This window comes from Salinicola lusitanus (assembly GCF_038648475.1).
Lineage (GTDB): Bacteria > Pseudomonadota > Gammaproteobacteria > Pseudomonadales > Halomonadaceae > Salinicola > Salinicola lusitanus.
In genome coordinates this window covers 4,563,977-4,587,420 of record NZ_CP151919.1, presented here as the reverse complement: position 1 = coordinate 4,587,420, position 23,444 = coordinate 4,563,977, and the positions used below count along the sequence as shown (strand labels likewise).

Below are 23,444 nucleotides of genomic sequence, written 5' to 3'. Positions count from 1 at the left end.
GGCGCCAGGCTGGGGCTCACTGCCCCAGCTTGTGCGCCTCGACCCGGTACCCCCGATCCTTGTAGGTCTTCCAGCAGGCGCGCTTGGTGCGCAGCACATCCTGATGCTGGTTGATGATCTCGGCGACGCGCTCCAGCCGCGAGAACCACTCGGGGATCTCGTCGTTCAGGTTGAGCATCGCCTGCACGCCCGGTTCCGGCACGGTTTCCCAGCCGATGGTGACCGGTGGGGCAGGGTCCATCTCGTCTCCCGCGACCCGGTGCGGGACATAGCTATCCTCGCGGAACGTCCACAATAGCTCGTCGAGCTCGCGAGCCATGGCTTCGTCCTGGGTGTGGATATGCAGCTGGTAACCCTTGCGATAGATCGTCTCCGCCAGTCGACAGGCGAAGGTCAGCCGGGCTTCCAGCGTGGTATCCGGCAGGATGTAGAAATCGACTTTGGTCATAAATCCCCTTCGGGGAGCTGTAAGCGGTAAGAGCGGCGCTTCGCGCCTGGAAGCGGGAAGAAAGACAATCTGGGCGACGAGCGACGAGCGACGAGCGACGAGCGACGAGCGACGAGCGACGAGCGACGAGCTACGAGCTAAGAGCTACGAGCTAAGAGCTAAGAGCTAAGAGCTAAGAGCTAAGAGCTAAGAGCCCAGGTTGCGAGTTACCAATGTTACCTGAATCGGCGCCGAGCGAGATGAGTGCTCGCAAGCGAACCCGAGCGATCGAGCGAGCTAGCTTCAGCATCTTCTCGCTGAGTCGGCGCCGAGCGAGATGAGTGGCTAGGTGCGCGGCGCGTGAGGAACGAGATATAACAGGGGTTAGGCGAGGCCCGCACGCGGCGTGCAACAAAGCCAGTCGCTCGCGCAGGCCCGACCTCTTCTAGACGCCGCCGTCGACGTCGATCAGCGCCCCGGTGGTGAACCCGGCTTCGGCCAGCCACAGCACCGCGTTGGCGATCTCTTCCGGCTCGCCGATCCGGCCCATCGGGATCACCTCACCGGCGACATCGGGCTTGTCCGGGTTGCCGCCGCTGGCGTGAATGGTGGTGCGGATCACCCCGGGGCGCACGGTATTGACGCGGATGCCCTCGCCGGCGACCTCCTTGGCCAGGCCTTCGGTCATGGTGTCGATGGCGCCCTTGGAGGCGGCGTAGTCGACGTACTCGCCAGCGCCGCCGAGGTGCGAGGCGGCGGAGCCGACGTTGACGATGGCGCCGCCGTTGCCGCCGTGGCGGGTGGACATGCGCTTGATCGCCTCGCGGGCACAGACGAAGGGCCCGACCACGTTGATCTTCATCATCCGGTCGACACGCGCGAAGCTCATCTCGTCGACGCGGCTGATCTGGTCGACCACCCCGGCGTTGTTGACCAGTACGTCGACCCGGCCCAGCTCACGATCGACCGTCTCGAACATGGCGACGATGGCGGCTTCGTCGACCACGTCGGCCTGAACCGCGATGGCGCGGCCGCCATCGGATTCGATCTCGGCGACCACCTTGTCGGCGGAAGCCTTGTCGCTGCGATAGTTCACGGCCACGGCGTAGCCTTTCTGGGCGGCCATGATCGCGGTAGCGGCGCCAATGCCGCGGCCGGCACCGGTGATGATCATCACGGGTTTCATTGCATCATCCTTTTCATCAATGGGCGTCGAGGCTCTCCAGACGAAGCGACCGCCGGAGGGCGGTCGTTTCGGGACCGGCGAGCGATCCAGTGCTTACAGCAGCTTAGGACGAAACCGGGCCACTCGCATCAGGCCAATTGCATCAGCCAGCCGCGGGTGTCCTCGCTGCGACCGTACTGGATGTCGAGCAGTCGCTTGCGCAGTTTCGCGCTGACCGGCTCCCCATCGGTGGCCGGCGTCACGATCCGGTCTTCCTCGGTCAGCAACTGGCCGATCTGGGTGATCACGGCGGCGGTGCCGCAGGCGAACACCTCGACGATGTCGCCACTGGCGACGCCTTCACGCCACTCGTCGATGCTGATCGGGCGCTCCTCCGGCGTGAGGCCTTCGTCGCGGGCCAGTTCCAGGATCGAGTCGCGGGTGACGCCTTCGAGGATGGTGCCGGTCAGCGCGGGCGTGACCAGACGGCCATCGCGGTAGACGAAGAACAGGTTCATGCCGCCCAGCTCCTCGATCCACTTGTTCTCCGCGGCGTCGAGGAACGCGACCTGGTCGCAGCCATGGGATTCGGCCTCGGCCTGGGCCAGCAGGGAAGCCGCGTAGTTGCCCCCGCACTTGGCGGCGCCGGTACCGCCGGGCGCGGCACGATTGTAGTGCTGGGAGAGCCAGATCGAGACCGGCTTGCCACCGCCCTTGAAATAGGACGCGGCGGGCGAGGCGATCAGGTAGTAGTCGACCTCGGCGGCGGGCTTCACGCCGAGCGACTTGCCGTTGCCGATCATGAACGGACGCAGGTAGAGGCTGCACTCCTCGGTGTCGTTCCGCGGGGTCGGCACCCAGTCGGCATCCTGGGCGACCAGCGTTCTGAGCGATCCGAGGAACGTCTCGTCATCGAGTTCCGGCAGGGCCAGGCGGCGGGCGGAAGCGCGGAAGCGCGCCGCGTTCTTCTCCGGGCGGAAGGTCCAGACCGAGCCGTCGGCATGGCGGTAGGCCTTGATGCCCTCGAAGATCTCCTGGCCGTAGTGCAGCACCGGTGAAGCCGGGTCGATCAGCAGCGGTCCGTAGGGGCGAATCTCGCCACGCTGCCAACCGTCCGACTTGGTCCAGCGTACGTGTACCATATGGTCGGTGAAGTAGCGGCCGAAGCCCGGGTTGGCAAGAATCTCGTTGCGCAGCGTGGCATCGAGAGGGTTGGAGGAAAGGCGGGCTTCGAAACCTGAAGTGGACACTGCGACTTCTCCTGACAGTCCATGATGCCTGACCACGCGAGCGGGGCGGCAGGCGGTCGACGACCTCGGTTGAAAACTGCCCGGGACCCCAGGCAGCGGACCATCCAAATTAGCATGCAAAGCGTTGGTGTGGGTAGTGGCGGATAGCGGCTTATTCCAGCAGCCCTTCCAGGCCTGGCGCCGTGAGGGACGGCTCGAATTCGACGATCTCGTACTCGGCAAGATCGTGGATTTTGAACGGATCCTCGGCCAGGCACGCCTCGAGCGTGGCACGGTCCCCGCGCGCGAGCAGAACGCCACCGGTCCGTGGCACCTTGCGTCCCGATGCCACCACTATCTCGCGCTGATAGGCGTCTTTCAGCCAGGCGATGTGGCCTTCGAGGTGCGCCTCGACCTGGTCGATCGACACCTTGTAGGAGAGCGAAACGATGAACACGTCGGATTTTCCTTGTTGAGAGGGGAGTGTCGGTGATGCTCTGAACGACGAACCGGGCGTGAGTCGCCCGGTTCGTGATTCGGCATTACGCCTCCTGCGTTATCACCCGTTCGCTCTCGCGATCCAGCAGGTAGCGGGTCAGCAGACCCACGGGCCTGCCGGTGGCGCCTTTCTGCTTGCCGCTGTCCCAGGCGGTGCCTGCGATGTCGAGATGCGCCCACGGGTAGCTGTCGGCGAAACGTGACAGGAAGCAGGCTGCGGTGATGCTGCCAGCCGGACGGCCGCCGATATTGGCGAGGTCGGCGAAGTTGGACTCGAGCTGCTGCTGGTAGTCGTCCCACAGTGGCATGTGCCAGGCCCGATCCCAGGAAGCCTCGCCGGCCTCGAGCAGGTCCAGCGCGAGATCGTCATCGTTGGAAAACAGGCCACTGGCGTGATCGCCCAGAGCAATGACGCAGGCACCGGTGAGCGTGGCGATGTCGACGACGCTGGCCGGCGTGAAACGCTCGGCATAGGTCAGGGCGTCACACAGCACCAGCCGGCCTTCGGCGTCGGTATTGAGAATCTCGACGGTCAGCCCCTTGAGCGTGGTGACGATATCGCCTGGCTTGATCGCGCGGCCGTCCGGCATGTTCTCGGCGCTGGCGACGATCGCCACCACGTTGAGCTTCGGCTTCAGCGCGATCACGCTCTTCATGGCGCCGAACACGCTGGCGGCGCCGCACATGTCGAACTTCATCTCGTCCATGCCGGCGCCGGGCTTCAGCGAGATGCCGCCGGTATCGAAGGTGATGCCCTTGCCGACCAGAACGTGGGGCGACTCCTCGGGGTCCTCGGCGCCCTGATACTTCATCACGATCAGCTTCGAGGGTTCCGCGCTGCCGCGGCCGACCGCCAGCAGCGAGTGGGCGCCCAGCGCCTCCAGTTCGGCTTCGTCGAGAATCTCCACCGTCAGCGAACCGGCGGATTCCCCCGCCAGCGTCTCGGCCTGGCCGGCGAGATAGCTCGGGGTGCAGATATTGCCGGGCAGGTTGCCCAGCGTGCGCGCGAGGTTGACGCCATCGCCCAGGGCCGCGCCGACGCGGGCGCCGGCCTTGGCGCCATCGGCCTGGTTGGCCTCCGAGACCAGCAGTTCGATCGTGGCCAACTGCGGCAGGGTCGGCTGGGTGGATTTGCACTCGGTGAAGCGGTAGACGGCGCGAGTGGCGGCCTCCAGCGTCATCTGCGCGTTCCAGGCGGCATCGCGATCCTCGACCTCGGCGTCGGCGAAGGCCACCGCGGCGCTATCCACCGGCAGTTTGGCGAGCGCGGTGAAGGCGCCATCCAGCGCCTTGCGCAGGGCACCTTCATTGAAGGCGTCGCGCTTGCCCAGACCGACCAGCAGCAGTCGCTCGGCGGCCAGCCCCGGCGCGAAAGGAATCAGTTGGACATTGGCCAGCTCCGGGGTGAAATCGCCGCGCTCGATGAGCTGTGCGATCAAGCGCTCGCTGGCGTCATCCAGCTTGGCCGCGACAGACAGCAGTTCGCCATCCTGAAATAGCGGCACCACGAGGCAGGCTGTCTCGACCTTGGCCGGATTGACGGTCAGTACGGAAAATTCCATGTCGTCTCCAATGAACGATTGCGCTGGCTTCACGTCACATGCCTGTCGGCAACGAGACAAGCGAGCGGTGATTCAGGATAATGGCGCCGGGTGAAGGTGCGCGGCAGTGACAGTCAGTCGGGAACGCCATCGCGAACGTTCTCGAGCAGCCAAACCCATCGCCGCCGATGAATGGCCCATCGATGGGCCAGTTTACGCAAAGCCGAAGCGCGTTGCACAAGACGTATCGGTGATTCGTATTCTCGGGACGTAGTGGCGGGCAGCGACCGTTTTCCCGGCAGCAAGTCCGATGGCCTGGGTCGTCCAGTCCGAGCGCAGGGTCGAGCTGCGGCAGGAAGCCAAATCAGGAGTCGAAGTTGATTGTATCCCGTTATTTGACACGCGAGATTCTGCTGACCATGTCGGCGGTGGCCGGCGTGCTGTTGCTGGTGATCATGGGCAGTCGCTTCATTCGCTATTTCACCGACGCGGCCCAGGGCGAACTGCCGCTCAGCGCGCTGGGCACGCTGATGCTGTTCCATATGCCCAGCTTCCTCGAGCTGGTGCTACCGCTGTCGTTCTTCCTCGCGATTCTGCTCGCCTACGGCCAGCTCTATCTGAACAGCGAGATCACCGTGCTGGTCGCCTGCGGCATCAGTCCCAATCGGCTGTTGCAGGTCACCCTGCTGCCGGCGGCGCTGATCGCGGTGCTGGTCGGGCTTTGCAGCCTGTGGCTGACACCGGCGGGTGCCGCTCACAACGAGCGCCTGATCGACGAGCAACAGAGTCAGCTCGATTTCTCGCTGCTGACGCCGGGTCGATTCCAGGATTTCGGCAATGACCGTACCGCCTACACCCAGTCTCTCAACGATGACCGGTCACGCATGCAGAATGTCTTCATCAGCGAGCGCCAGACCGGCGGCAACGGTTCGCCGCAGCAGGTGGTGACGCGGGCCGAGGGTGGCTACCAGACCACCGATCCGGATACCGGCAGCCGCTACTTGGTACTCGAGAATGGCCAGCGCTACAGCGTCGAGCCCGGCAGCCCGGTCGCGGAAAGACTGAAGTTCGGCAGCTACGGCGTTCGTCTGGCGACCGACGATACCGGCGAGGTCGATGTCGACAGCGAGCTGATGAGCACGCCGGAGCTGATCGCCGACGGCGACGACGAGTCCATGGCGCAACTGCAGTGGCGTATCTCCATGCCGCTGATGATTCCCATCCTGACCCTGCTGGCGCTGCCGCTGGCGCGGGTCAACCCGCGCCAGGGGCGCTTCGCCAAGCTGCTGCCGGCGATCTTCCTGCACATCAGCTACCTCAGCCTGCTGCTGGCGGCACAGGACGCGATCGCACGGGGCAGCTTGCCGCCCAGTATCGGCATGTGGCCGATCCATCTGGTCTACCTGGCGCTGGGGCTTTTCCTGATCCGTCGTGACCAGGCACGGGGGGGCCGCTGATGTTGATCGATCGTCTCGACCGTTATATCGCCCGCAACGTGCTCGGCGCGATGCTGGTGGTTCAGGTCATGGTGCTGGGCCTGGACCTGGTGATCTCCTACATCAACGACCTGGGGGACGTCTCGGGCGGTTACACCGCGCTGGATGTGCTGATCTACCTGGTCATGCGGCTGCCCTGGCGTTTCTACGAATACGCCCCCGTTGCGGTGCTGATCGGCGCGCTGGTCGGTCTCGGTGGCATGGCATCCAACAACGAGCTGACGGTGATGCGTGCCTCGGGCCGTTCACTGGGGCGAATCCTGCTGGGCGTGCTCAAGCCGCTGGTACTGGTGATCCTGCTGACCATGGCGATAGGCGAGTTCGTCAGCCCGGCGACCGAGCAGCACGCCGAGGCGTGGCGGCTGGAGCAGTCCGAAGGCTCGGAGGCCGTGCTGTCGCATCGCGGTGGCTGGCAGCGTGAGGGGGATGACTTCTACCGCTTCGGCACCATTCGCGCCGACGATACCCTGATCAACGTCACCAGGTACCACTTCGATGGCCAGCGCCTGGTCGATGCCACCCAGGCAGCGCGAGCGGTATGGGATGGCGACGCCTGGACGCTGGAGGATGTCAGGATCACCCATTTCGAAGATGGCGCGACGCGTGCCGAGACACTGCCCAGCGAGAGCTGGGACACGGCGCTGACGCCGGCGCAGTTGAACCGCCTGCTGCGCCCCCTGGGCAGCCAGCCCATCACCAGTCTCTGGCGATATGCCGACTATCTGCGAGTGCAGGGGCAGGAGGCCACGCAGCCACTGCTCTACTTCTGGCAGAAGAGCCTGCTGCCGGTGACGCTGGCCGGCCTGGTGCTGCTGGCGGCCTCGTTCGTGTTTGGTCCGCTGCGCAGCGTGGCCGCGGGGACGCGTATCTTCTATGGCGTGATCGTCGGCCTGACCTTCAAGTATCTTCAGGACCTGCTGGCGCCGGCGTCGGTGCTGTTCGGCTTCTCGCCTTCGCTGGCGGTAGTGGTGCCGACGGCGGCCTGCTACCTGCTGGGGTTCTGGCTTTTGCGCCGTACCGGCTGAGAGCCACTCCTCGCTCGCTGGCTCGTAAGACAGACTCCTGCAGACATCGTGATCAGGATGAATCACAGGACGCCGCGACCCGAAAGGGCGCGGCGTTCTTGCGTTCGGGGACTATCGCCAGCGGCGGCGGATTCAGGGGTACGGGGGGCGGGGGAGAGCGTGGATGGCGAGCGTCGGCGGCTTCAGGTTGCGTTAAGTCAGCCTCGAGTAATGTCTGGCGAGATGATTTCGATTACGGGTTGAAATTGCCTATGCGAATCATTTACATTTGCTATCACGTTACCAGTGAGGTTTGCCCGTGTACGTCTGTCTCTGTGTAGGGGTCACTGACCGCGATATCGAAAATGCCGTTGCTGACGGCGCCCGCAGCTGGCGTGAAGTTCGCGAGAGCACCGGTTGTGCCGGCCAGTGCGGCAAGTGCGCCTGCACCGGCAAGAGCGTGATGCGCGAGGCGATCAGCCAGGAAATGGCGATGGATCCAGATCTCGCCTACGCGGTCTGAGCGCGACTGGCACCTCCCGTGGCTGCCGCTTCTGCTTGATTACCAACCGATTTCCCTCATCACGCCGTGCTGGCGATGGCTCCGCGATAGCGCGAGTCGTTATCAGCCGCGTTCCCATCTGCCAACGGCTTGCAGATGAGATATTGTCGTAACCTACTGTAATGGTTGTAATTTCTGGATCGCATGGGTGATACTGCCGTCACTGGATCGATGCCGCCCGGCCGGGTGGCGTGGATTCGACGGGAGTGCGTAGCCAGAACGTGCCTCCCCATTCCAGAGACACCATGAGGAGAACACGACAATGAAAGGCGACGCCAAGGTCATCACCTATCTCAACACCGTGCTCGGCAACGAGCTGGTCGCGATCAACCAGTACTTCCTGCACAGCAAGATGTACAAGGACTGGGGACTCAGCGTGCTGGCCAAGTGGGAGTACGAAGAGTCCATCGAAGAGATGCAGCACGCCGACAAGCTGATCGAGCGCATCCTGTTCCTGGAAGGCATCCCCAACCTGCAGGACCTGGGCAAGCTCAACATCGGCGAGAACTGTCAGGAGATGCTCGAGAGCGACCTCAAGATCGAGCACAAGGCGCGCGCCGACCTGCAGGAAGCGATTCCCTACTGCGAATCCGTGCGTGACTACGTCAGCCGCGATCTGTTCATCAAGATTCTCGACGACGAAGAAGAGCACATCGACAAGCTCGAGGCGGAACTGGGCCTGATCGACAAGGTCGGCATCCAGAACTACCTGCAGAAGCACATGTTCACGACGGACAAGGAGTGAGGCGCCGCGCCTGACCAGGCGCACGCTGCAACGAGAAGGCCCCGCTGTCACCGACAGCGGGGCCTTTTTCATTCTGCCTGCTCACGCCTTGGCTGCGGGCAAGGGCGCGGCGGCTGGCGTGAGTGTCGCGAGCGCCCGCCGCCCTAGCAGAGGCTAGCCCAGGTCGTTGACCAGCAGCGCCTCGACCGCCTCGATACGCTTCTTGAGCGTCTCGTCGTCCGCGGCCAGCACCGTCACATGGCCGATTTTGCGGCCCGATCGGGGCGCCTTGCCGTAGTCGTGCCAGCGGGTGCCGGGCACGGCGAGCACGGCGTCGCGCTCCGGGAAGGCGCCGATCACGTTGAGCATCGCGCACGGTGCCAGGCGGGCGGTCTCGCCCAGTGGCAGGCCGGCGACGGCGCGGAGGTGGTTCTCGAACTGGCTGGTCACCGCGCCCTCGATACTCCAGTGGCCGGAGTTGTGGACCCGGGGTGCGATCTCGTTGGCGAGCAGCCCGGCGGCGGTGACGAAGAACTCGAACGCCATCACCCCGACATAATCGAGCTCGTTCATGACCCGGCTGGCGTAGTCCTCGGCCTGGGCCTGCAGCGGATGCGCGATCTGCGGCACCGAGCAGTGCAGGATGCCCTGGCGATGCGCGTTGCGCACCACCGGCCAGTGGCGGATCTCGCCGTCGCGGCCGCGCACGGCAATCACCGAGATCTCATGGTCGAAGTCGATGAAACCCTCGAGGATCAACGGCACGCCGCCGAGTTCATCGAAGGTGCCGGCGACCTCTTCCGGCGCGCGCAGCACCTTCTGGCCCTTGCCGTCGTAGCCCAGGGTTCGGGTCTTGATCACCACCGGCAGGCCGATCTCGGCCACTGCGGTATCGAGGTCGGCCTGGCTGTCGATCCGGGCGATGGGCGGCACGTCGATATCCAGCGAACGGAACAGCGACTTCTCGAGCCAGCGATCCCTTGCCGTGGCCAGCGCCGAGGCGGGCGGATAGGCGGGACGGCGCTCGGCCAGCCGTTCGACCGCCTCGGCCGGCACGTTCTCGAATTCGAAGGTGATGGCGTCACAGCTGGCGGTCAGCGTGTTCAACGCCTCCGGGTCCTGCCAGTCGGCCTGCAGGTGCTGGCCGTGGACGGCGGCACACGGCTCGCTGCCGGGGTCGAGGAAGGTGAAGCGAAGATCCAGTGGCGCGCCCGCCTGGGCGAGCATGCGGCCGAGCTGGCCGCCGCCGACGATACCGATTCTCATGAGGGCTCCTGATCTGCGGGTCGAGGATCGGGGTTGTCGAGCACCTGTTGCGTCTGTTCGGCGCGAAAGGCCTCCAGCGCCTCGCGGATGCGCTCGTCGTGGTTGGCCAGCATGGCGGCGGCGAGTAGGGCGGCGTTGATCGCCCCGGCGCGGCCGATCGCCAGCGTCGCGGTGGGAATGCCGGCCGGCATCTGGACGATGGAGAGCAGCGAGTCGACCCCGGAGAGCGTGCTCGACTTCACCGGCACGCCCAGCACCGGCAGGCGCGTCTTGGCGGCGCACATGCCCGGCAGATGGGCCGCGCCGCCGGCGCCGGCGATGATCACTTCCAGGCCCCGGTCGGCAGCGGTCTCGGCGTATTCGAACAGCAGGTCCGGCGTGCGGTGGGCGGAGACCACCTTGGTTTCATGCTCGATACCCAGCTTTTCGAGGGTCTCGACGGTATGGCAGAGAGTCGACCAGTCCGACTTCGAACCCATGATCACGCCGACGCGTACGCTCATGCTTCCTCCCGTGGGAAATGATTCGCCGGCCCCCGTTGTGGCTACCACCGTGTGGAATCGTCGGGCCGTCGCTTGGAAAGCAGCGAATTGTACGGGAATACGCAAAATCGATCAGCCGTAAAATCGTTCCTGCGGGGAAACCATCATCTTTCAGGCAGCGTTTAGCGGAATGCTTTCTCCAGCGCGAAGCGTGCCACCGGTTCGTCGCTGACGCTGACCTGTTCGCAGAACATGGCGAGCGGGCGCACCCACAGCCCGTAGTCGCCGTAGAGCGCGCGGTAGACCACCAGCCACTCCTCGGTCTCGCTGTGTTGGGCGACGTCGAGTACCTCGTAGAGCTGGCCCTTGTAGTGACGGTAGATGCCCGGGACCGGCTTGTGATGTTCACTCATGGGGGGCCTCCTGGGTGTCGATTGACGGTTCTGCCGATGTGCGGGTCGTCTCCGTCGACGCTAGCGCCTCCGCCGGGGCGGCAGAGCGTTCCGCCCTGGCGGCGAGCCGGGTCAGCACGCGCCCGGCCGCCACGAAGCCGAAGGTGCCGGTGACCACGCTGACCGCGCCGAAGCCGGCGGCGCAGTCGAGCCGCGTGGATTCACCCGGCGCAGGCTTCTGCAGGCAGACCTCGCCATCCTCGCCGGGATAGACGAGCTGCTCGTCCGAATAGACGCACTCGACGCCGAAGCGACGCTTGGGGTTGCGCGAGAAGCCGAAATCCCGGCGCAGCTTCGAGCGCACCTTGGCCAGCAGCGGGTCGTGTTCGGTACGGGTGAGATCGGCGACCCGCACGCGGGTCGGATCGCTCTGGCCGCCGGCGCCGCCGGTCACGGTGATCGGCAACTTGTGGCGGTTGCAGTAGTGGATCAGCGCCGCCTTGGCGCCGACGTGATCGATGGCGTCGATCACGTGGTCGGCGTCGGCGGGGATGCGTTCGGCGAGGTTGGTCGGGGTGATGAAGGCTTCCTCGGCGACCACCTCGATGCCCGGCCAGATCGCGCGGCAGCGCTCGGCCAGCACCGCCACCTTGGGCTTGCCGATCTGGCCGTCCAGGGCGTGGAGCTGGCGATTGACGTTGGAGACGCAGACATCGTCCAGGTCGATCAGGGTGAGCTTGCCGATACCGGAGCGCGCCAGCGCCTCGGCACTCCAGCTGCCGACACCGCCCACGCCGATCACCACCACGTGGGCGCGACGAAAGGCGCTGGCCGCACGGGTGCCGTAGAGGCGCCGAATACCGCCGAAGCGGAAATCGTAGTCGTCACGCAGGCCGTCGTCGCCGGATTCGGGGGCGTCCTGAAGAGTCTTGGCGTCGTCGCTCATGGGATCTCGATCATGAAAGGGCATCGCTCGGTTCGGCTGGCGTCATGCTTTCGCCGGGCGTCTGCCACTGGGCGTCGTTTCGTGTCAGGTGCGCCTGCCAGCCGAACCGGACGAGCAGGGCGGAGAAATGGTCGTCAGGGGCCGCTTCCAGCGTCAGTCGGCGACCCTCGAACGGGTGTGTCAGCGTCAATTGTACGCTGGACAACAGCAGATGCGGACAATCCAGGTGATCGCGGAAGTAGCGGTTGTGGGTGCCCTTGCCGTGCTTGGCGTCGTTGATGATCGGGTGACCGCAGCGCGCCAGATGGCGACGGATCTGGTGGCGACGCCCCGTTTCCGGCCGCGCTTCCATCAGCGAGTAGCGCGACTGCGGATAGCGGTCGATCGCCACCGGAAGTTCTGCCGTCGCCAGGCGCCGGAAATGGGTCAGCGCCGCCTGCGCCGGCATCTCCGCCTTGGGTCGGATTCCATCCTCCTCACGCAGCGGGGCGTCGATGCTGATCGCTTCCGGCCCCCAGCCGCGAACCACGGCCAGATAGCGCTTGGTCACCTGCTGCTCGATGAAGGAGCGCGTCAATGCCGCGGCTGCCTCGCTGTCCAGCGCGAACAGCAGTATGCCTCCGGTGGGTCGGTCCAGCCGGTGGACCGGATAGACGTGCTGGCCGAGCTGGTCGCGCAGCGTCTGCATCACGAACCGGGTTTCGCCGCGGGCCAGCGCCGTGCGATGCACCAGCATCCCCGGCGGTTTGGCCACGGCGATCAGCCGCGCATCGCGGTAGATCACCGCCAGCGGCGCCGGGCGCGCGGTCGTGGCAAGTGTCGCGGTCATGAAACGGCTCGCAAAGCGGAACGGGTCGCTATTGTCGGGGCTGGGCCGGGGTATCTCAAGGGGCCCGTCGACCGCTGCCCAGGAGCGAGGGCCGCGTGGCTTTTGCCGGCGGCGGATGTCCGCGGCGCCATCCCATGCTAGCCTCGCTGAAGTTCCAGCCCGAAGGGAGGCGTACGGCGTCATGAGTGATCACACCAAACCCCATCTGGTGGTGCTGACCGGTGCCGGCATCAGCGCCGAGAGCGGCCTCAGAACCTTCCGCGACGGCGACGGCCTGTGGGAAAACCATCGTGTCGAGGATGTGGCAACGCCCGAAGCCTGGGCGCGTGACCCGGAAACCGTGCTGCGCTTCTACGACGAGCGCCGCGAGCAGACCCGCCGGGCGCGCCCCAACGCCGCCCACCTGGCACTGGCCGAGCTCGAGGCGGCGGGGTTTCGGGTCAGCGTGGTCACCCAGAATATCGACGACCTGCACGAGCGCGCCGGTTCCCGCCACGTACTGCACCTGCACGGCGAGATTCGGTTGGCGCGCTCGTCCGTCGATGCCAATCTGCGCTATCCGGTGGAGGAGATCTCGCCCCGAGGCACCATCGCGATCGGCGATCTGTGCGACAAGGGCAGCCAGTTGCGCCCGGACGTGGTCTGGTTCGGCGAGGCGGTGCCGCGCTACGCCGAAGCCTGCGATATCGTCGCCGAGGCCGATGCGCTGCTGGTGGTCGGCACCTCGCTGGCGGTGATGCCGGCGGCGCTGCTGCTGGAACAGGCCCCGCTGGAGGCGCCGTGCTGGCTGGTCGATCCCCACGCCCGCGACCTGGCGCCGCCCGGCGTCAGCCCCGTTGCGGAACCGGCCAGCCAGGGCGTGCCGGCGCTGGCGGCACGGTGGCGAGAGCAGGGCGGTTTCGGCGACTGAATCCCCAGCGGCTTGCCGACCGGGGGCGGGAAACCGCGGCATCTGCCGCCTTTTGCCTATTTAGTCACGGCTCGCGGTACGGCAGAATAGCGCGCCCGGTCGATATCGAAACCGTGGCTTCTTTTCGTATCGATCCCGACAGAGCCGCTCGAGCGGCCCCGGCTTGCCCCATCGGCGAGTCACACCATCGCTAGGACACATCATCATGTTTGAACGCATCAACCGGTTGTTCCCGGTCTGGGCCGTCTTGCTGGCCGTCATCGCCGCCTTCGAGCCGCAGCTGTTCGTCGGGCTGAAAGCGGATATCAAGACGCTGCTCGTGGTGATCATGTTCGCCATGGGCCTGACCCTGACCCGCGAGGACTTCGCCCGCGTGATCAAGGCGCCCAAGCCGATCGCCGTCGGCGTGGTGCTGCAGTTCCTGATCATGCCGGTGGCCGCGCTGCTGGTGTCCCGTGTGCTGGGCCTGAGCCCGGAGCTGACCACCGGGATGATCCTGGTCGGCGCCACCGCCGGGGGCACCTCCTCCAACGTGATGACCTGGCTCGCCGGCGGCCAGGTGGCGCTGTCGGTCTCGATGACCATGGTTTCCACCGTGATCTCGGTCGTCGCCACGCCGTTCATCACCTGGCTGCTGGTCGGCCAGACCATCGACGTGCCGGTTCTGGGCATGCTGATGAGCATCGCGCAACTGGTGATCGCGCCGATTGCGCTGGGGGTCGTCGTCCACCATCTGCTGGGGGCACGGATCCGCAAGATCGAGTCGGCCCTGGCGACGCTGGCCATGGCCGCCATCGTGCTGATCATCGCCATCGTGGTCGCGCTCAACGCCGGCAACCTGGCAACGCTGGGGCCGATCGTGGCGATCGCCGTCATCGCCCACAACAGCATCGGCCTCGCCGGTGGCTACTGGCTGAGCCGCGCGCTGGGCTTCGATATCCGTACCGCGCGCACCATCGCCTTCGAGGTGGGACTGCAGAATTCCGGGCTGGCGGTCACCCTCGCCAACCAGTTCTTCACCGCCGGCGCGGCGCTGCCGGGAGCACTGTTCTCGGTCTGGCACAACGTTTCCGGCTCGGTGCTGGCGGGATACTGGAAGCAGCGCGGCGTTCCCGCCCACGGTGAATCGGGCAAGACGAGCGAGAGCCTCGGCCGCTGAGAGGGTGTTTACAAATCCGCCGAGCGCAGGGATTTTGTAGACACCCTCTGAGGGATTGATACAGATCTTTCCTCGATTGCGGGTCCGAGCCAGCGGGGCGAAGTGCTAGAATGCGCGCCCCGCTTTTTTGTGCAGAGACCGCCGAGCCATGCGTAACGATGCCGACCTGACGACCGACAATCGGTCGCCGAGCGAGAATGACGCGCCGAACGCCGCCCCCCGTCGTGAACCGGCGGCCGGAGAAGCGCTCCCGCCGCGTCGCGAGTTCAAGGCCCGCGGCAGCTTCGTCGAGCGCTGCGAGGGCTGTCGTCTGCCAGCGCTCAATTGCCTCTGCCCCTACCGGGTGACGGCGACCAGCGACGCCCAGGTATGGCTGCTGACTCATCCCTACGAGCACAACAAGCCCACCAATACCGGCCGACTGATCGCCGACGTATTGCCGCAGACCGAGACCTTCACCTGGTATCGCACCGCCCCGGAGGCGCGCCTGCTCGAGTTGCTGGCGGATCGGCGCTACGTGCCGTTCGTGGTCTTCCCCGACGACCAGCCCGACTATCAGCATCGCGTGGTCGACGAGCGGGCGGTGGTCGGCGCCAAGCAGGACGGCTTCATCCCCGTGTTCATCCTGCTCGACGGGACCTGGCGTCAGGCGCGGCGCATCTTCCGCAAGAGCCCGTATCTGGAAAACCTGCCGGTATTGCCGCTCCATACGGATCGTCTGACCCGCTATCGGCTTCGCAAGCCGGCCTCGGCCGCGCATCTCTGCACCGCCGAGGTCGCCGCCGAGCTGCTGCGCAAGACCGGCGACGTCAACGCCGCCAACGTGCTCGACGACTACTTCGACGCCTTCAACGAAAGCTACGCCGCAAGCCGCTTCTATCACAAGATCGAAAAGCCCAATGCCGCCATGCAGCGGCTGCTCGACCGACGGGCCTTCGGCGTCAGCTACGTCTGATCCCGTCCGCTGTCTGCCAGCGCGCCTCGCGCCCGGAATAGCGACCGACGCGAGGCCAGCGCCGAACCCCATGCGTCACGCATCCTCTCTAGCGGCGCCGTCTGCAAGCGTTCGTCATATTTGATGTAGTGTTATGATATAACGTATTGTTCAATGGCGTTTTCGATCTTCGTCTGTTCACAAGAGAGAGTCACTTCATGAAATTGTTGTCAGCGCACAGCGCGGGTGTGGTGGTCGTCGGCGTATTGGCGATGGGGAGCTATTCCGCGGTCATGGCGGATCACGACCACGATCATGGCCATGGCCATGGCCATGACCACGACCATGCCCATGACCACGGCCAGGACAAGGACGTCAACGCCGGCTACTTCGACGACGACCAGGTCGAGGATCGACAGCTCTCCGACTGGGAAGGGGACTGGCAGTCCGTCTATCCCTACCTGCAGGACGGCACCCTCGACCCGGTGTTCGCTCACAAGGCAGCGCATGGCGACAAGACGGCGGCCGAATACAAGGCCTACTACGAGAAGGGCTACCAGACCGACGTAAATCGGATCGTCATCGACGGCGACGATGTCACCTTCTACGAAGGGGACGAGGCGCATACTGGCGAGTACGTCTACGACGGCTATGAGATCCTGACCTATGAAGCCGGCAATCGAGGCGTGCGCTACATCTTCGAGCGAGAAGCCGGCGACGAGGAAGCGCCGAAATACTTCCAGTTCAGCGACCACACCATCGCGCCCAACGATGCGGACCACTACCACCTCTACATGGGCGACGACCGAGAAGCACTGCTCGAGGAGGTCACCAACTGGCCGACCTACTATCCCTCCGACCTGAGCGGCAAGGAGATCGCCGAAGAGATGATGGCGCACTAAGCGCTGTCCGAAGACTGGCTGCGCTCAACCCCATTGCGTTAAAAACCGGTTCTTCGCTCGCCGACTTTTCAGACAAAGCCTAATCGCCGATTCGGGCCTCCGTCGCACTCGCATCGGAGGCCCGAGCAATGTTATCTTCTGCGCCGTGCGCCCGAATAGCTCAATTGGATAGAGTACCGGCCTTCGAAGCCGTGGGTTGCAGGTTCGAGTCCTGCTTCGGGCGCCAGTTCCTCATCTTCCTCGTCGACGACTTCTCTCGCGAGCTGCCGACATGCAGCGATATTCGAGACGCTCTCTTTCCCGCCGTTCCTCGTCATTTCCGGTTCATGCGGTAACCTCGTGGTATCGCGTGTGCTCTACCGCCTGTTCGCACTCGAGCGCGATACCAGGACGTCACTGGCCGCCCGCCGGATCGAGAAACCCGGTCTGTACCCCGAAGCTGAAACCTTGGGCGAGGCAGGCGTGGCCGGTGCAAGCCACCAAGCGCATACAGGTGACTTACGGCTCCGGCATGCCGGGGGTGGTCAGGCTGAACTGACGGGCCTCGTCGAGCAGCCAATCGATGAACTCGCGAATACCTTCCGGTGGCTTGCCGTTGTCGGGAATGACCAGCTCATACCGGAACGGAGACGGCAGCATCCATCGATCGCCGAACGGGCAGGTCAGGATGCCGCTGACCAGGCGATCCGCTACCACCGGCAGGCTGGCGAGGATCAGGCCGCGACCGGCGATGACCTGATCCAGAGCGAGGCCATACAGCGAGTAGTGACGCAAGGTTGGAAGCGGCTGCCCGGCCAGGCCCGCCGCGGCAAACCAGTCTCTCCAGTTCGGAAAGCCGCCACTCCCCGACGTCGACCAGCAGACATCGAACAGGGTGTGTGCCAGCAGGTCGTGTGGCTGTTCGATGGGCCGGTGGTCGAGCAATGTCGGCGAGCAGACCGGGACCAGTACATCCCCGAACAGTGGCAGCGTACTGACGCCGGGCCAGGGAGGCCGGCCGTAGCGCAGCGCCAGACGGGCGTCCGTATCGTGCCAACTGGGTTCGCTGAGCGCCTGGCTGGCGTCGATCGAAATCTCCAGTTGGCGATGACGGAGTTCGAAATCGGCCAACCGTGGCAGCAGCCACAGCTGGGTGAAAGAGGGCGGTGCGCTGAGCAGCAGGCGAGTGATGTCAGGCGTGATATTGGCGATCGCTTCCATGCCGGCCGCGATACGGGCCAGACCGGCATCGACATCCTCGGCGAGGCGTCTTCCGGCGGCCGTGGTTCTGACACCGTTGGCATGGCGCTCGAACAGCGTCACCGCCAGACGCTCCTCGAGCTGCTTGATCTGACGGCTGACCGCCCCAGGCGTGACTCCAAGTCGGTCTGCCGCCACCTTGAAGCTGCCCTCGCGAGAGGCTGCTGCAAAGGCACGCAGGCCATTGAGAGGCAGGCGTTCGATCTTCATGAGTTGAGTTTTCCTGAGTCTGGCCCTGCAAGATAATCGCTTGGCGGCCCAGGCGGCAAATGGTCCACTTCGATCGGATTCATCGAGTTTCCAGGCACGGTGCAGATATCGCCGATGCCTGTGTGAGCCGTACCGAGGGAGAGGCCCCATGTCTTGTTCTTCCGCATCATCCACAGCCGCAACGGCGTTACCGACGCGTCGTGCCATCGATGTGCCGGCCGGTGCGGCCATGGTGCTGTTCTGTGTGGCGCTGGGCCTGCAGCAGGTGGCGATCAAATCGGCAGCGGCGGACATTGCGCCGCTGACTCAGATCGCGCTGCGTTCGATGCTGGCGGCCATTCTCATATGGGGGCTGGCGGCCCTGCGAGGCATCCAGTGGCGTGATTTCGTGGCGGGCCTCGGGCCGGGGATACTGGTTGGTCTGGGCTTTACCTTCGAGTTCGTGTTCGTGGCGTTGGGACTCCACTACACCACCGCATCTCACATGTCGGTCTTCCTGTATACCGCGCCGGTATTCGCGGGCCTTGGGCTGCATTTCCTGGTACCTGGAGAACAGCTGGCCAAGCGCCAGTGGTGGGGCATGGCGCTGGCCTTTGCGGGCCTGGTGCTCGCCATGGCGCCCAGCGGCGAGGGCGCGAATGCGGGTGCCATGTTGGTGGGGGATATCTTCGGGCTGCTGGCGGGCATGAGTTGGGCGGCCACGACGTTGGTGCTGCGGCGTACCTCGCTGTCGGAGGCGCCGCCGCTGCAGACCCAAGGTTATCAACTGCTGACCGCGGGCGTGCTGTTGTTGCCGGTGGCGCTGTTCAGCGGCGATCTCGCGGCGATACGATTCAGCTGGATCGCCGTTACCAGCCTGGCCTTCCAGACGCTGGTGATCTCCTGCGCGGCCCTGCTGCTGTGGTTCGCGCTACTGCGCCGGTACTGGGCATCGCAGTTGGGGGTGTTCTCGTTTCTGTCGCCCATCTTCGGGGTGATGTTTGGCGCGCTACTGCTTGATGAACCGTTGACCGTCAGTTTCCTGGTCGGCGGAGCCATGCTGTTGGCTGGGATCGTCACTGTCTCCCGTGGCTAAACCTCAATGACATCGTTCGCGGCTCGCTTCGCTCGACGGCCAGGCATTCATGACGAGCCACCACTGAAAACGCTGAGGCTTAGATCCACGAAGCTACGAACTTTAGGGTCCATGTAGCGACTCGATGCGAACACGGCGTGTACAGGAGCCGGTACCTCGGCCCAGCCGGGCAGTACGCAAGACAAGGCTCCATCCGTTACGTACGGCTCAGCTATGAAACAGGGCAATTGAGCGATTCCCAGCCCCGCAAGCGCCAGGTTTTTCGCTGCGATAGTGTTGTTGACCGCACAGCGCGGCGATGACATGACTCTTTCCACGCTTGAACCGTTTACCAAGGTCCAGTTGGAGCGGCCACGCGTCCTTTTCATGATCAGATCGTGATGCTTCAGGTCCTCGACTGCCGAGAGCGTTGGCCCGCGTCTCAGGTAATCGGGCGATGCATACAGCCCGTAGGCCACCTCGCCGAGCCTGCGCGCCGAGAGCCCAGAATCTTCGAGTTCGCCGACGCGGACCGCGACATCGAACCCTTCATGAATGAGGTCGACCAGGCGGTTGGTGTATTCCGCCTCCACCGTGACTTTCGGAGATTGCCTCAGGAACGCCGCGATCCAGTCGTCTACCACCATTGGCCCAAATTCAGAGCCAGCCGTTACCTTGAGCAGGCCCTTGGGTTCCTTAGTCTGTTGAGCCACCGCAGCCTCCGCTGCCTCGGCGGCGGTCAGGATGCACACGGCGCGCTCGAAGTAGTCACGCCCGACCTCGGTCACGCTGAGGCGACGTGTCGAGCGGGTCAGGAGTTGTGCGCCAAGCTTCTTTTCCATGCGCCGGACGATGCGGCTGGCACGCGCCTTGTCGGTGCCCAGCCGCTCCGCTGCCGCAGTGAAGGAGCCATCGGTCACTACCGCTGCGAAGACTCGCATCTCCGCTAGATCGATTGATGTGTTCATGGACAACAGTATTTGTGATTTGGCGCTATTTATCAATCAGAGAGGCGGATCTAGAGTGCGATCCGGGCAACACGTCATTCTCATAGAAGGAATAGATAAGATGAAGCAGACCATTGGAATCATCGGCGCCGGGCTCGTGGGCAAGGCCGTCGCGCGCTTGGCCGTTGCGGCGGGATACCACGTCGTGGTCAGCAATTCGCGTGGCCCTGACTCGCTCTCCGGGCTAGTCAAGGAGCTCGGCCCGCTCGCACGCGCCGGGACGGTCGAAGAGGCGATCGCAGCGGGGGATATCGTCTCGCTCGCAATCCCCCTGGCGACATTCGAGAAGTTACCTGCTGTCAATCTCGTCGGTAAGATCGTTCTCGATCAGACGAACTATTATCCTGGCATGGGCGGATTCCGCCGGGAGGACCTCGACAAGGGGGAGTTGACGTCGAGTGAGCTCATGCAGCGACACCTTCTCGGCGCGAAGCTGGTCAAGGGACTTCACAACCTCAGTTGGATCCACATGCAGAGTAATGCCCGGCCCAAGGGCGATGCCGATCGCACGGCCCTACCCATCGCTGGCGACGACGCTGCCGCCATGAAGGCCGTGACACGTTTCATCGAGGAAATTGGCTACGATGTCGTTGACGCCGGCTCGCTCGTGGAAAGCTGGCGCATCGAACCCGGTACGCCGATCTATTTCTGGCGTTATGCTCCTGTCGTTCCAGAGGGCATTTCGAGCGATGAAGCTAAAAGAATCTATCAGCGACGCGGCGAGCCCGTTACCCCAGAAGAGGCTCGACAGCTCATCAATGAAGCGGTACGCCCGTCTCCGATCGGCGGAACCTTGGAGGGGATGCCACAGGTCCATGTGGACTTGTTCCTGGAACAGGCCAGCGCCGATACCGTCAAGCAGTAAAACTCTCTACCTCGGGCGCCCAACCAGTGGTGCCCGATGCTCCATTCGGGCCAGTCAGACTGGGCTCAGGCGCGAGGCGAAACGCCGCGCGGATCTTCACCATCAAGGAGTGATACTCATGCAAGGCGGTAAGCAACCCAACCCCGATCACCCCATCACCGTTGAACCCGCGCTAGAAAGGGTCACCGTGCGAATAGACGACATTATCCTCGCGGAAAGTACGGATGCTCTGATCCTTCGTGAGGCCAGCTTGCCGCCAGTCATCTATATACCGCGTAACGATGTAGCGATGCAGGAACTTCGTGCTAGCGAGACGCTCACTCATTGTCCTTTCAAGGGAGACGCAAGTTATTTCAGCGCGCGCCATGGTGGCACTAAAGATATCGCTTGGTCGTATGAGGATCCTTTCGATCCTATGCTGATAATCAAGGATCACCTCGCTTTCTATCCAGACCGCGTTGATTCCATAGAATCAACGCCGTGCTAACCCACGTAGCAGCCGAATCCGTTCCTCGATCAGGTACTTGTCGCGATACCACCAGGCAGTCGAGCCTAGAGACCAGGCACCTTACTGTTGATGACCGATGACAGCTCTCCGCATGGATGCTTTGGTATGCCCGACATCAGCCACCCCACCTTGGCCACGCTCGAATAGCCAATCGAGCGTTTGAGCCCACGAACCTCAGTCCCTCTTCCAAACCAAAGCATGCGACCGGCGTTCGCTTTGTCGATGTTTAACGGCTCAGGAACCGTCATGTGCGTCCTGGCCATGACGGCTGGGTGTTTGGCTCAATCTATTGATGTCTTCATGGGCAACAGTGTGTCGTTTTCGATGCTATTTATCGATATTAATGTCGTGCCTAAAGTGTGCCTACCCGGAAAAAACAGGAAGCGGAAGCCGCAATGAAGATAGGGATTCTGAACGCTGGCAACATCGGCAGCCGGCTCGCACGGGCCTGGGCGGCCGCAGGCCATGATCTCGTTATTGCCAAGGATGGAAAGGATCGCAAGATCGCCCCCCTACTCACTGAACTAGGTGACAAGGCTCGGCTCGGTACGGCCCGTGAGGCTGCCGAGTTCGGCGAGGCCGTTCTGTTCTCCATTTACTGGCCACGAGTCGAGGCGATTGTGGGCGAAGTCGGCGATGCGCTAGATGGAAAGGTCGTGATAGAGACTATGAATCCGCTTGGCGTCACCGCCGACTTCGTGCATTTCCATGATCTGGAGTTCATGCGCGACAACTCGACCTCGGAGGATCTGCAGCGGCGGCTGCCAAGGGCTCGGATCGTCAAGGCATTCAATCTGTTGGCGGCTCCGGCGCTGGAAGCGGCGGCATGGGCGTCATCGCCAGTCGAGCCGAGCATTTTCTACGCGAGTGATGACCCCAGCGCTGGGAAGGTCACCCGTGAGCTCATCAGCGACGCTGGGTTCAAGCCTGTCAACACCGGCCCTCTCAAGGGGGCCCGGCAACTGGAACAACTCGGCGTGCTCCTGCACCACGTAGCAAACCATGAATACGGCGGAGACATCGACCTGGTTCGCCTCGCCCCCGCAGTGATCGAAGCTAACCCTGGCCCGATCGTGCGCGAACGGCTCGACTGACATGCCGAGCAATCTGATCCGCAAGATCACCGAATTCGCTTTTGGCTCAACAAAGGATAATCACATGTCGCTGCCGCTGAGTGGACAAACTGCCCTCGTAACCGGAGGGTCCAAGGGCATTGGTCGGGCGATAGCGGAGCGTCTAGCCGCTGACGGTGCAACCGTCGCCCTGACCTACAACTCGAGCAAGGCAGGTGCAGACGAGGCCGTCGCCGCCATCGAGCAGGCTGGTGGCCACGCCTTCGCGCTGAAAGTCGAATTGCTTGACGCCTCCACCATTGCACCGCTCTTCGAACAACTCGACGCCGAACTGACAAAACGCTATGGCAGCAAAACCATCGATATCGTGGTCAACAATGCCGGTGGTTCTGGTTTCGGCGGTCTGGAAACCGCGACGCTCGAGAGCTTCGACGCCATGTTCGGCGTCTTCGTTCGTGCGCCTTTCTTCATCGTTCAGGCTGCGCTGAGTCGTTTGGCCGATGGCGGACGTGTCATCAATGTGTCGTCCGCTTTCGCCACCCGTCCCTCGCCAATGGCATCGATGTACTCGATGGCCAAGGGAAGCATCAACACGTTCACCCATTCTCTTGCGATGGAACTGGGGCCTCGCGGTATCACGGCGAATGCCGTAGCCCCCGGCTGGACACGCACCGACATGAATGCGGCCGTCCGCGAAAGCGCCGAAATGGTGAGCGTCATCGAAGCCGACACCGCACTGAAACGCTTTGGCGAACCGTCGGACATCGCTGCTGTCGTGGCTTTTCTCGCCTCGGAAGAGGGGCGCTGGGTGACTGGGCAGGTGATCGAAGCTAGCGGCGGTTACAAGCTCTGATTCCATTTGCCCATCCGTTCACTCTTGGGCAGATGAATGTATTCGCCGTGTCCCTGACCAGCCCGCTTTTCGCCACGCCCCTCACGCCTCGCCCGAGACCTGCCAAGCCGAATGCAGAAAGGGCGCCGCAATGGCCAGGCCGACGATCGCGTTAGGCCAGCGCGAGCAA

Annotated in this window: 25 protein-coding genes and 1 tRNA gene; 14 read left to right on the top strand and 12 right to left on the bottom strand. The window is 64.0% G+C overall.

Annotated elements, in window-relative coordinates; translation table 11 throughout:
- Positions 1-16: 16 nt before the first annotated feature.
- The 5 genes from AAGT95_RS20735 to AAGT95_RS20715 form a co-directional block, all read right to left on the bottom strand.
- Positions 17-448 carry a DNA polymerase III subunit chi gene (locus AAGT95_RS20735; RefSeq protein WP_110598544.1) on the bottom strand — a complete coding sequence of 144 codons (432 nt, stop codon included), beginning with the start codon at positions 446-448 and terminating at the stop codon, positions 17-19.
- Between the two features lie 424 nt (positions 449-872).
- Entirely contained in the window at positions 873-1,613 is a 741-nt protein-coding gene (locus tag AAGT95_RS20730; protein WP_110598543.1) for an SDR family oxidoreductase, read from the bottom strand.
- 128 nt (positions 1,614-1,741) lie between these two features.
- Positions 1,742-2,842, bottom strand: coding sequence for a branched-chain amino acid aminotransferase (locus tag AAGT95_RS20725; RefSeq protein WP_110598542.1), 1,101 nt, complete (start codon positions 2,840-2,842; stop codon positions 1,742-1,744).
- A 151-nt stretch (positions 2,843-2,993) separates the two neighbouring features.
- Entirely contained in the window at positions 2,994-3,278 is a 285-nt protein-coding gene (locus AAGT95_RS20720; protein ID WP_110598541.1) for a YciI family protein, read from the bottom strand.
- A gap of 85 nt (positions 3,279-3,363) precedes the next feature.
- Positions 3,364-4,881, bottom strand: coding sequence for a leucyl aminopeptidase (locus tag AAGT95_RS20715; protein ID WP_342595009.1), 1,518 nt, complete (start codon positions 4,879-4,881; stop codon positions 3,364-3,366).
- 356 nt (positions 4,882-5,237) lie between these two features.
- On the opposite strand from AAGT95_RS20715, the gene lptF reads away from it, so the two are divergent.
- The 4 genes from lptF to bfr all read left to right on the top strand — a co-directional run bounded on the left by lptF (position 5,238) and on the right by bfr (position 8,667).
- Positions 5,238-6,317: an LPS export ABC transporter permease LptF gene (gene lptF, locus AAGT95_RS20710; protein WP_110598539.1), complete on the top strand. Its 1,080-nt coding sequence runs from the start codon at positions 5,238-5,240 to the stop codon at positions 6,315-6,317.
- Entirely contained in the window at positions 6,317-7,381 is a 1,065-nt protein-coding gene (gene lptG / locus AAGT95_RS20705; RefSeq protein ID WP_342595008.1) for an LPS export ABC transporter permease LptG, read from the top strand. Before lptF ends, lptG begins: the two co-directional genes overlap by 1 nt.
- Before the next feature lie 298 nt (positions 7,382-7,679).
- The gene (locus AAGT95_RS20700; RefSeq protein ID WP_110598537.1) at positions 7,680-7,883 is read left to right on the top strand and encodes a (2Fe-2S)-binding protein; all 204 of its coding nucleotides are present in this window, start codon (positions 7,680-7,682) and stop codon (positions 7,881-7,883) included.
- 301 nt (positions 7,884-8,184) lie between these two features.
- Positions 8,185-8,667 carry a bacterioferritin gene (gene bfr / locus AAGT95_RS20695; protein WP_110598536.1) on the top strand — a complete coding sequence of 161 codons (483 nt, stop codon included), beginning with the start codon at positions 8,185-8,187 and terminating at the stop codon, positions 8,665-8,667.
- Positions 8,668-8,820: 153 nt separating this feature from the next.
- On the opposite strand, the gene AAGT95_RS20690 is transcribed toward bfr, so the two are convergent.
- The 5 genes from AAGT95_RS20690 to AAGT95_RS20670 all read right to left on the bottom strand — a co-directional run bounded on the left by AAGT95_RS20690 (position 8,821) and on the right by AAGT95_RS20670 (position 12,561).
- Positions 8,821-9,912: a 5-(carboxyamino)imidazole ribonucleotide synthase gene (locus AAGT95_RS20690; RefSeq protein WP_342595007.1), complete on the bottom strand. Its 1,092-nt coding sequence runs from the start codon at positions 9,910-9,912 to the stop codon at positions 8,821-8,823.
- Positions 9,909-10,415, bottom strand: coding sequence for a 5-(carboxyamino)imidazole ribonucleotide mutase (gene purE / locus AAGT95_RS20685; RefSeq protein WP_110598534.1), 507 nt, complete (start codon positions 10,413-10,415; stop codon positions 9,909-9,911). The genes AAGT95_RS20690 and purE overlap by 4 nt, the downstream gene beginning before the upstream one ends.
- 161 nt (positions 10,416-10,576) lie before the next feature.
- The gene (locus tag AAGT95_RS20680; protein WP_110708287.1) at positions 10,577-10,807 is read right to left on the bottom strand and encodes a DUF1653 domain-containing protein; all 231 of its coding nucleotides are present in this window, start codon (positions 10,805-10,807) and stop codon (positions 10,577-10,579) included.
- A complete protein-coding gene (gene tcdA / locus AAGT95_RS20675) occupies positions 10,800-11,732 on the bottom strand; it encodes a tRNA cyclic N6-threonylcarbamoyladenosine(37) synthase TcdA (protein WP_342595006.1) in 933 nt (310 codons plus the stop codon). Before tcdA ends, AAGT95_RS20680 begins: the two co-directional genes overlap by 8 nt.
- Positions 11,733-11,742: 10 nt before the next feature.
- Positions 11,743-12,561, bottom strand: coding sequence for a pseudouridine synthase (locus tag AAGT95_RS20670; protein WP_342595005.1), 819 nt, complete (start codon positions 12,559-12,561; stop codon positions 11,743-11,745).
- 181 nt (positions 12,562-12,742) lie between these two features.
- Between AAGT95_RS20670 and AAGT95_RS20665 the strand changes: the two genes are divergently transcribed.
- The 5 genes from AAGT95_RS20665 to AAGT95_RS20645 all read left to right on the top strand — a co-directional run bounded on the left by AAGT95_RS20665 (position 12,743) and on the right by AAGT95_RS20645 (position 16,692).
- Positions 12,743-13,471: an NAD-dependent deacylase gene (locus tag AAGT95_RS20665; protein WP_342595004.1), complete on the top strand. Its 729-nt coding sequence runs from the start codon at positions 12,743-12,745 to the stop codon at positions 13,469-13,471.
- A gap of 199 nt (positions 13,472-13,670) precedes the next feature.
- Positions 13,671-14,630 (top strand): bile acid:sodium symporter family protein, encoded by a 960-nt coding sequence (locus AAGT95_RS20660; protein ID WP_342596558.1) that lies wholly within the window; start codon positions 13,671-13,673, stop codon positions 14,628-14,630.
- 148 nt (positions 14,631-14,778) lie between these two features.
- On the top strand, positions 14,779-15,585 hold the full coding sequence (locus AAGT95_RS20655) for a tRNA-uridine aminocarboxypropyltransferase (protein WP_342595003.1): 807 nt from the start codon (positions 14,779-14,781) through the stop codon (positions 15,583-15,585).
- A gap of 197 nt (positions 15,586-15,782) precedes the next feature.
- A complete protein-coding gene (locus tag AAGT95_RS20650; RefSeq protein WP_342595002.1) occupies positions 15,783-16,466 on the top strand; it encodes a metal-binding protein ZinT in 684 nt (227 codons plus the stop codon).
- A 149-nt stretch (positions 16,467-16,615) separates the two neighbouring features.
- Positions 16,616-16,692: transfer RNA gene (locus AAGT95_RS20645), tRNA-Arg, on the top strand.
- Positions 16,693-16,964: 272 nt separating this feature from the next.
- Here the strand turns inward: AAGT95_RS20645 and AAGT95_RS20640 are convergent.
- Positions 16,965-17,915 carry a LysR substrate-binding domain-containing protein gene (locus AAGT95_RS20640; protein ID WP_110598526.1) on the bottom strand — a complete coding sequence of 317 codons (951 nt, stop codon included), beginning with the start codon at positions 17,913-17,915 and terminating at the stop codon, positions 16,965-16,967.
- 148 nt (positions 17,916-18,063) lie between these two features.
- Here AAGT95_RS20640 and AAGT95_RS20635 point away from each other — a divergent pair, with 148 nt between their 5' ends.
- Positions 18,064-18,990 carry a DMT family transporter gene (locus tag AAGT95_RS20635; protein ID WP_342595001.1) on the top strand — a complete coding sequence of 309 codons (927 nt, stop codon included), beginning with the start codon at positions 18,064-18,066 and terminating at the stop codon, positions 18,988-18,990.
- Between the two features lie 47 nt (positions 18,991-19,037).
- Here AAGT95_RS20635 and AAGT95_RS20630 read toward each other — a convergent pair whose 3' ends face one another.
- On the bottom strand, positions 19,038-19,937 hold the full coding sequence (locus AAGT95_RS20630) for a LysR family transcriptional regulator (RefSeq protein ID WP_342595000.1): 900 nt from the start codon (positions 19,935-19,937) through the stop codon (positions 19,038-19,040).
- 100 nt (positions 19,938-20,037) lie between these two features.
- Here AAGT95_RS20630 and AAGT95_RS20625 point away from each other — a divergent pair, with 100 nt between their 5' ends.
- The 4 genes from AAGT95_RS20625 (at position 20,038) to AAGT95_RS20610 (ending at position 23,275) form a co-directional block, all read left to right on the top strand.
- Positions 20,038-20,841 (top strand): NADPH-dependent F420 reductase, encoded by an 804-nt coding sequence (locus AAGT95_RS20625; protein WP_342594999.1) that lies wholly within the window; start codon positions 20,038-20,040, stop codon positions 20,839-20,841.
- Positions 20,842-20,959: 118 nt separating this feature from the next.
- On the top strand, positions 20,960-21,328 hold the full coding sequence (locus AAGT95_RS20620) for a DUF427 domain-containing protein (protein WP_342594998.1): 369 nt from the start codon (positions 20,960-20,962) through the stop codon (positions 21,326-21,328).
- A 416-nt stretch (positions 21,329-21,744) separates the two neighbouring features.
- Complete coding sequence (locus AAGT95_RS20615; RefSeq protein ID WP_342594997.1) at positions 21,745-22,443, top strand: NADPH-dependent F420 reductase; 699 nt, start codon at positions 21,745-21,747, stop codon at positions 22,441-22,443.
- A gap of 1 nt (position 22,444) precedes the next feature.
- Positions 22,445-23,275, top strand: coding sequence for an SDR family NAD(P)-dependent oxidoreductase (locus AAGT95_RS20610; RefSeq protein WP_342594996.1), 831 nt, complete (start codon positions 22,445-22,447; stop codon positions 23,273-23,275).
- Positions 23,276-23,444: the final 169 nt, after the last annotated feature.

Bases quoted from the DNA above. Each gene is read 5' to 3' on its own strand.
- AAGT95_RS20735 (WP_110598544.1), bottom strand. From the start codon at position 448: ATGACCAAAGTCGATTTCTACATCCTGCCGGATACCACGCTGGAAGCC.
- AAGT95_RS20730 (WP_110598543.1), bottom strand. From the start codon at position 1,613: ATGAAACCCGTGATGATCATCACCGGTGCCGGCCGCGGCATTGGCGCC.
- AAGT95_RS20715 (WP_342595009.1), bottom strand. From the start codon at position 4,881: ATGGAATTTTCCGTACTGACCGTCAATCCGGCCAAGGTCGAGACAGCC.
- lptG (WP_342595008.1), top strand. From the start codon at position 6,317: ATGTTGATCGATCGTCTCGACCGTTATATCGCCCGCAACGTGCTCGGC.
- bfr (WP_110598536.1), top strand. From the start codon at position 8,185: ATGAAAGGCGACGCCAAGGTCATCACCTATCTCAACACCGTGCTCGGC.
- AAGT95_RS20690 (WP_342595007.1), bottom strand. From the start codon at position 9,912: ATGAGAATCGGTATCGTCGGCGGCGGCCAGCTCGGCCGCATGCTCGCC.
- purE (WP_110598534.1), bottom strand. From the start codon at position 10,415: ATGAGCGTACGCGTCGGCGTGATCATGGGTTCGAAGTCGGACTGGTCG.
- AAGT95_RS20680 (WP_110708287.1), bottom strand. From the start codon at position 10,807: ATGAGTGAACATCACAAGCCGGTCCCGGGCATCTACCGTCACTACAAG.
- tcdA (WP_342595006.1), bottom strand. From the start codon at position 11,732: ATGAGCGACGACGCCAAGACTCTTCAGGACGCCCCCGAATCCGGCGAC.
- AAGT95_RS20670 (WP_342595005.1), bottom strand. From the start codon at position 12,561: ATGACCGCGACACTTGCCACGACCGCGCGCCCGGCGCCGCTGGCGGTG.
- AAGT95_RS20665 (WP_342595004.1), top strand. From the start codon at position 12,743: ATGAGTGATCACACCAAACCCCATCTGGTGGTGCTGACCGGTGCCGGC.
- AAGT95_RS20655 (WP_342595003.1), top strand. From the start codon at position 14,779: ATGCGTAACGATGCCGACCTGACGACCGACAATCGGTCGCCGAGCGAG.
- AAGT95_RS20650 (WP_342595002.1), top strand. From the start codon at position 15,783: ATGAAATTGTTGTCAGCGCACAGCGCGGGTGTGGTGGTCGTCGGCGTA.
- AAGT95_RS20640 (WP_110598526.1), bottom strand. From the start codon at position 17,915: ATGAAGATCGAACGCCTGCCTCTCAATGGCCTGCGTGCCTTTGCAGCA.
- AAGT95_RS20635 (WP_342595001.1), top strand. From the start codon at position 18,064: ATGTCTTGTTCTTCCGCATCATCCACAGCCGCAACGGCGTTACCGACG.
- AAGT95_RS20630 (WP_342595000.1), bottom strand. From the start codon at position 19,937: ATGAACACATCAATCGATCTAGCGGAGATGCGAGTCTTCGCAGCGGTA.
- AAGT95_RS20625 (WP_342594999.1), top strand. From the start codon at position 20,038: ATGAAGCAGACCATTGGAATCATCGGCGCCGGGCTCGTGGGCAAGGCC.
- AAGT95_RS20620 (WP_342594998.1), top strand. From the start codon at position 20,960: ATGCAAGGCGGTAAGCAACCCAACCCCGATCACCCCATCACCGTTGAA.
- AAGT95_RS20615 (WP_342594997.1), top strand. From the start codon at position 21,745: ATGAAGATAGGGATTCTGAACGCTGGCAACATCGGCAGCCGGCTCGCA.
- AAGT95_RS20610 (WP_342594996.1), top strand. From the start codon at position 22,445: ATGCCGAGCAATCTGATCCGCAAGATCACCGAATTCGCTTTTGGCTCA.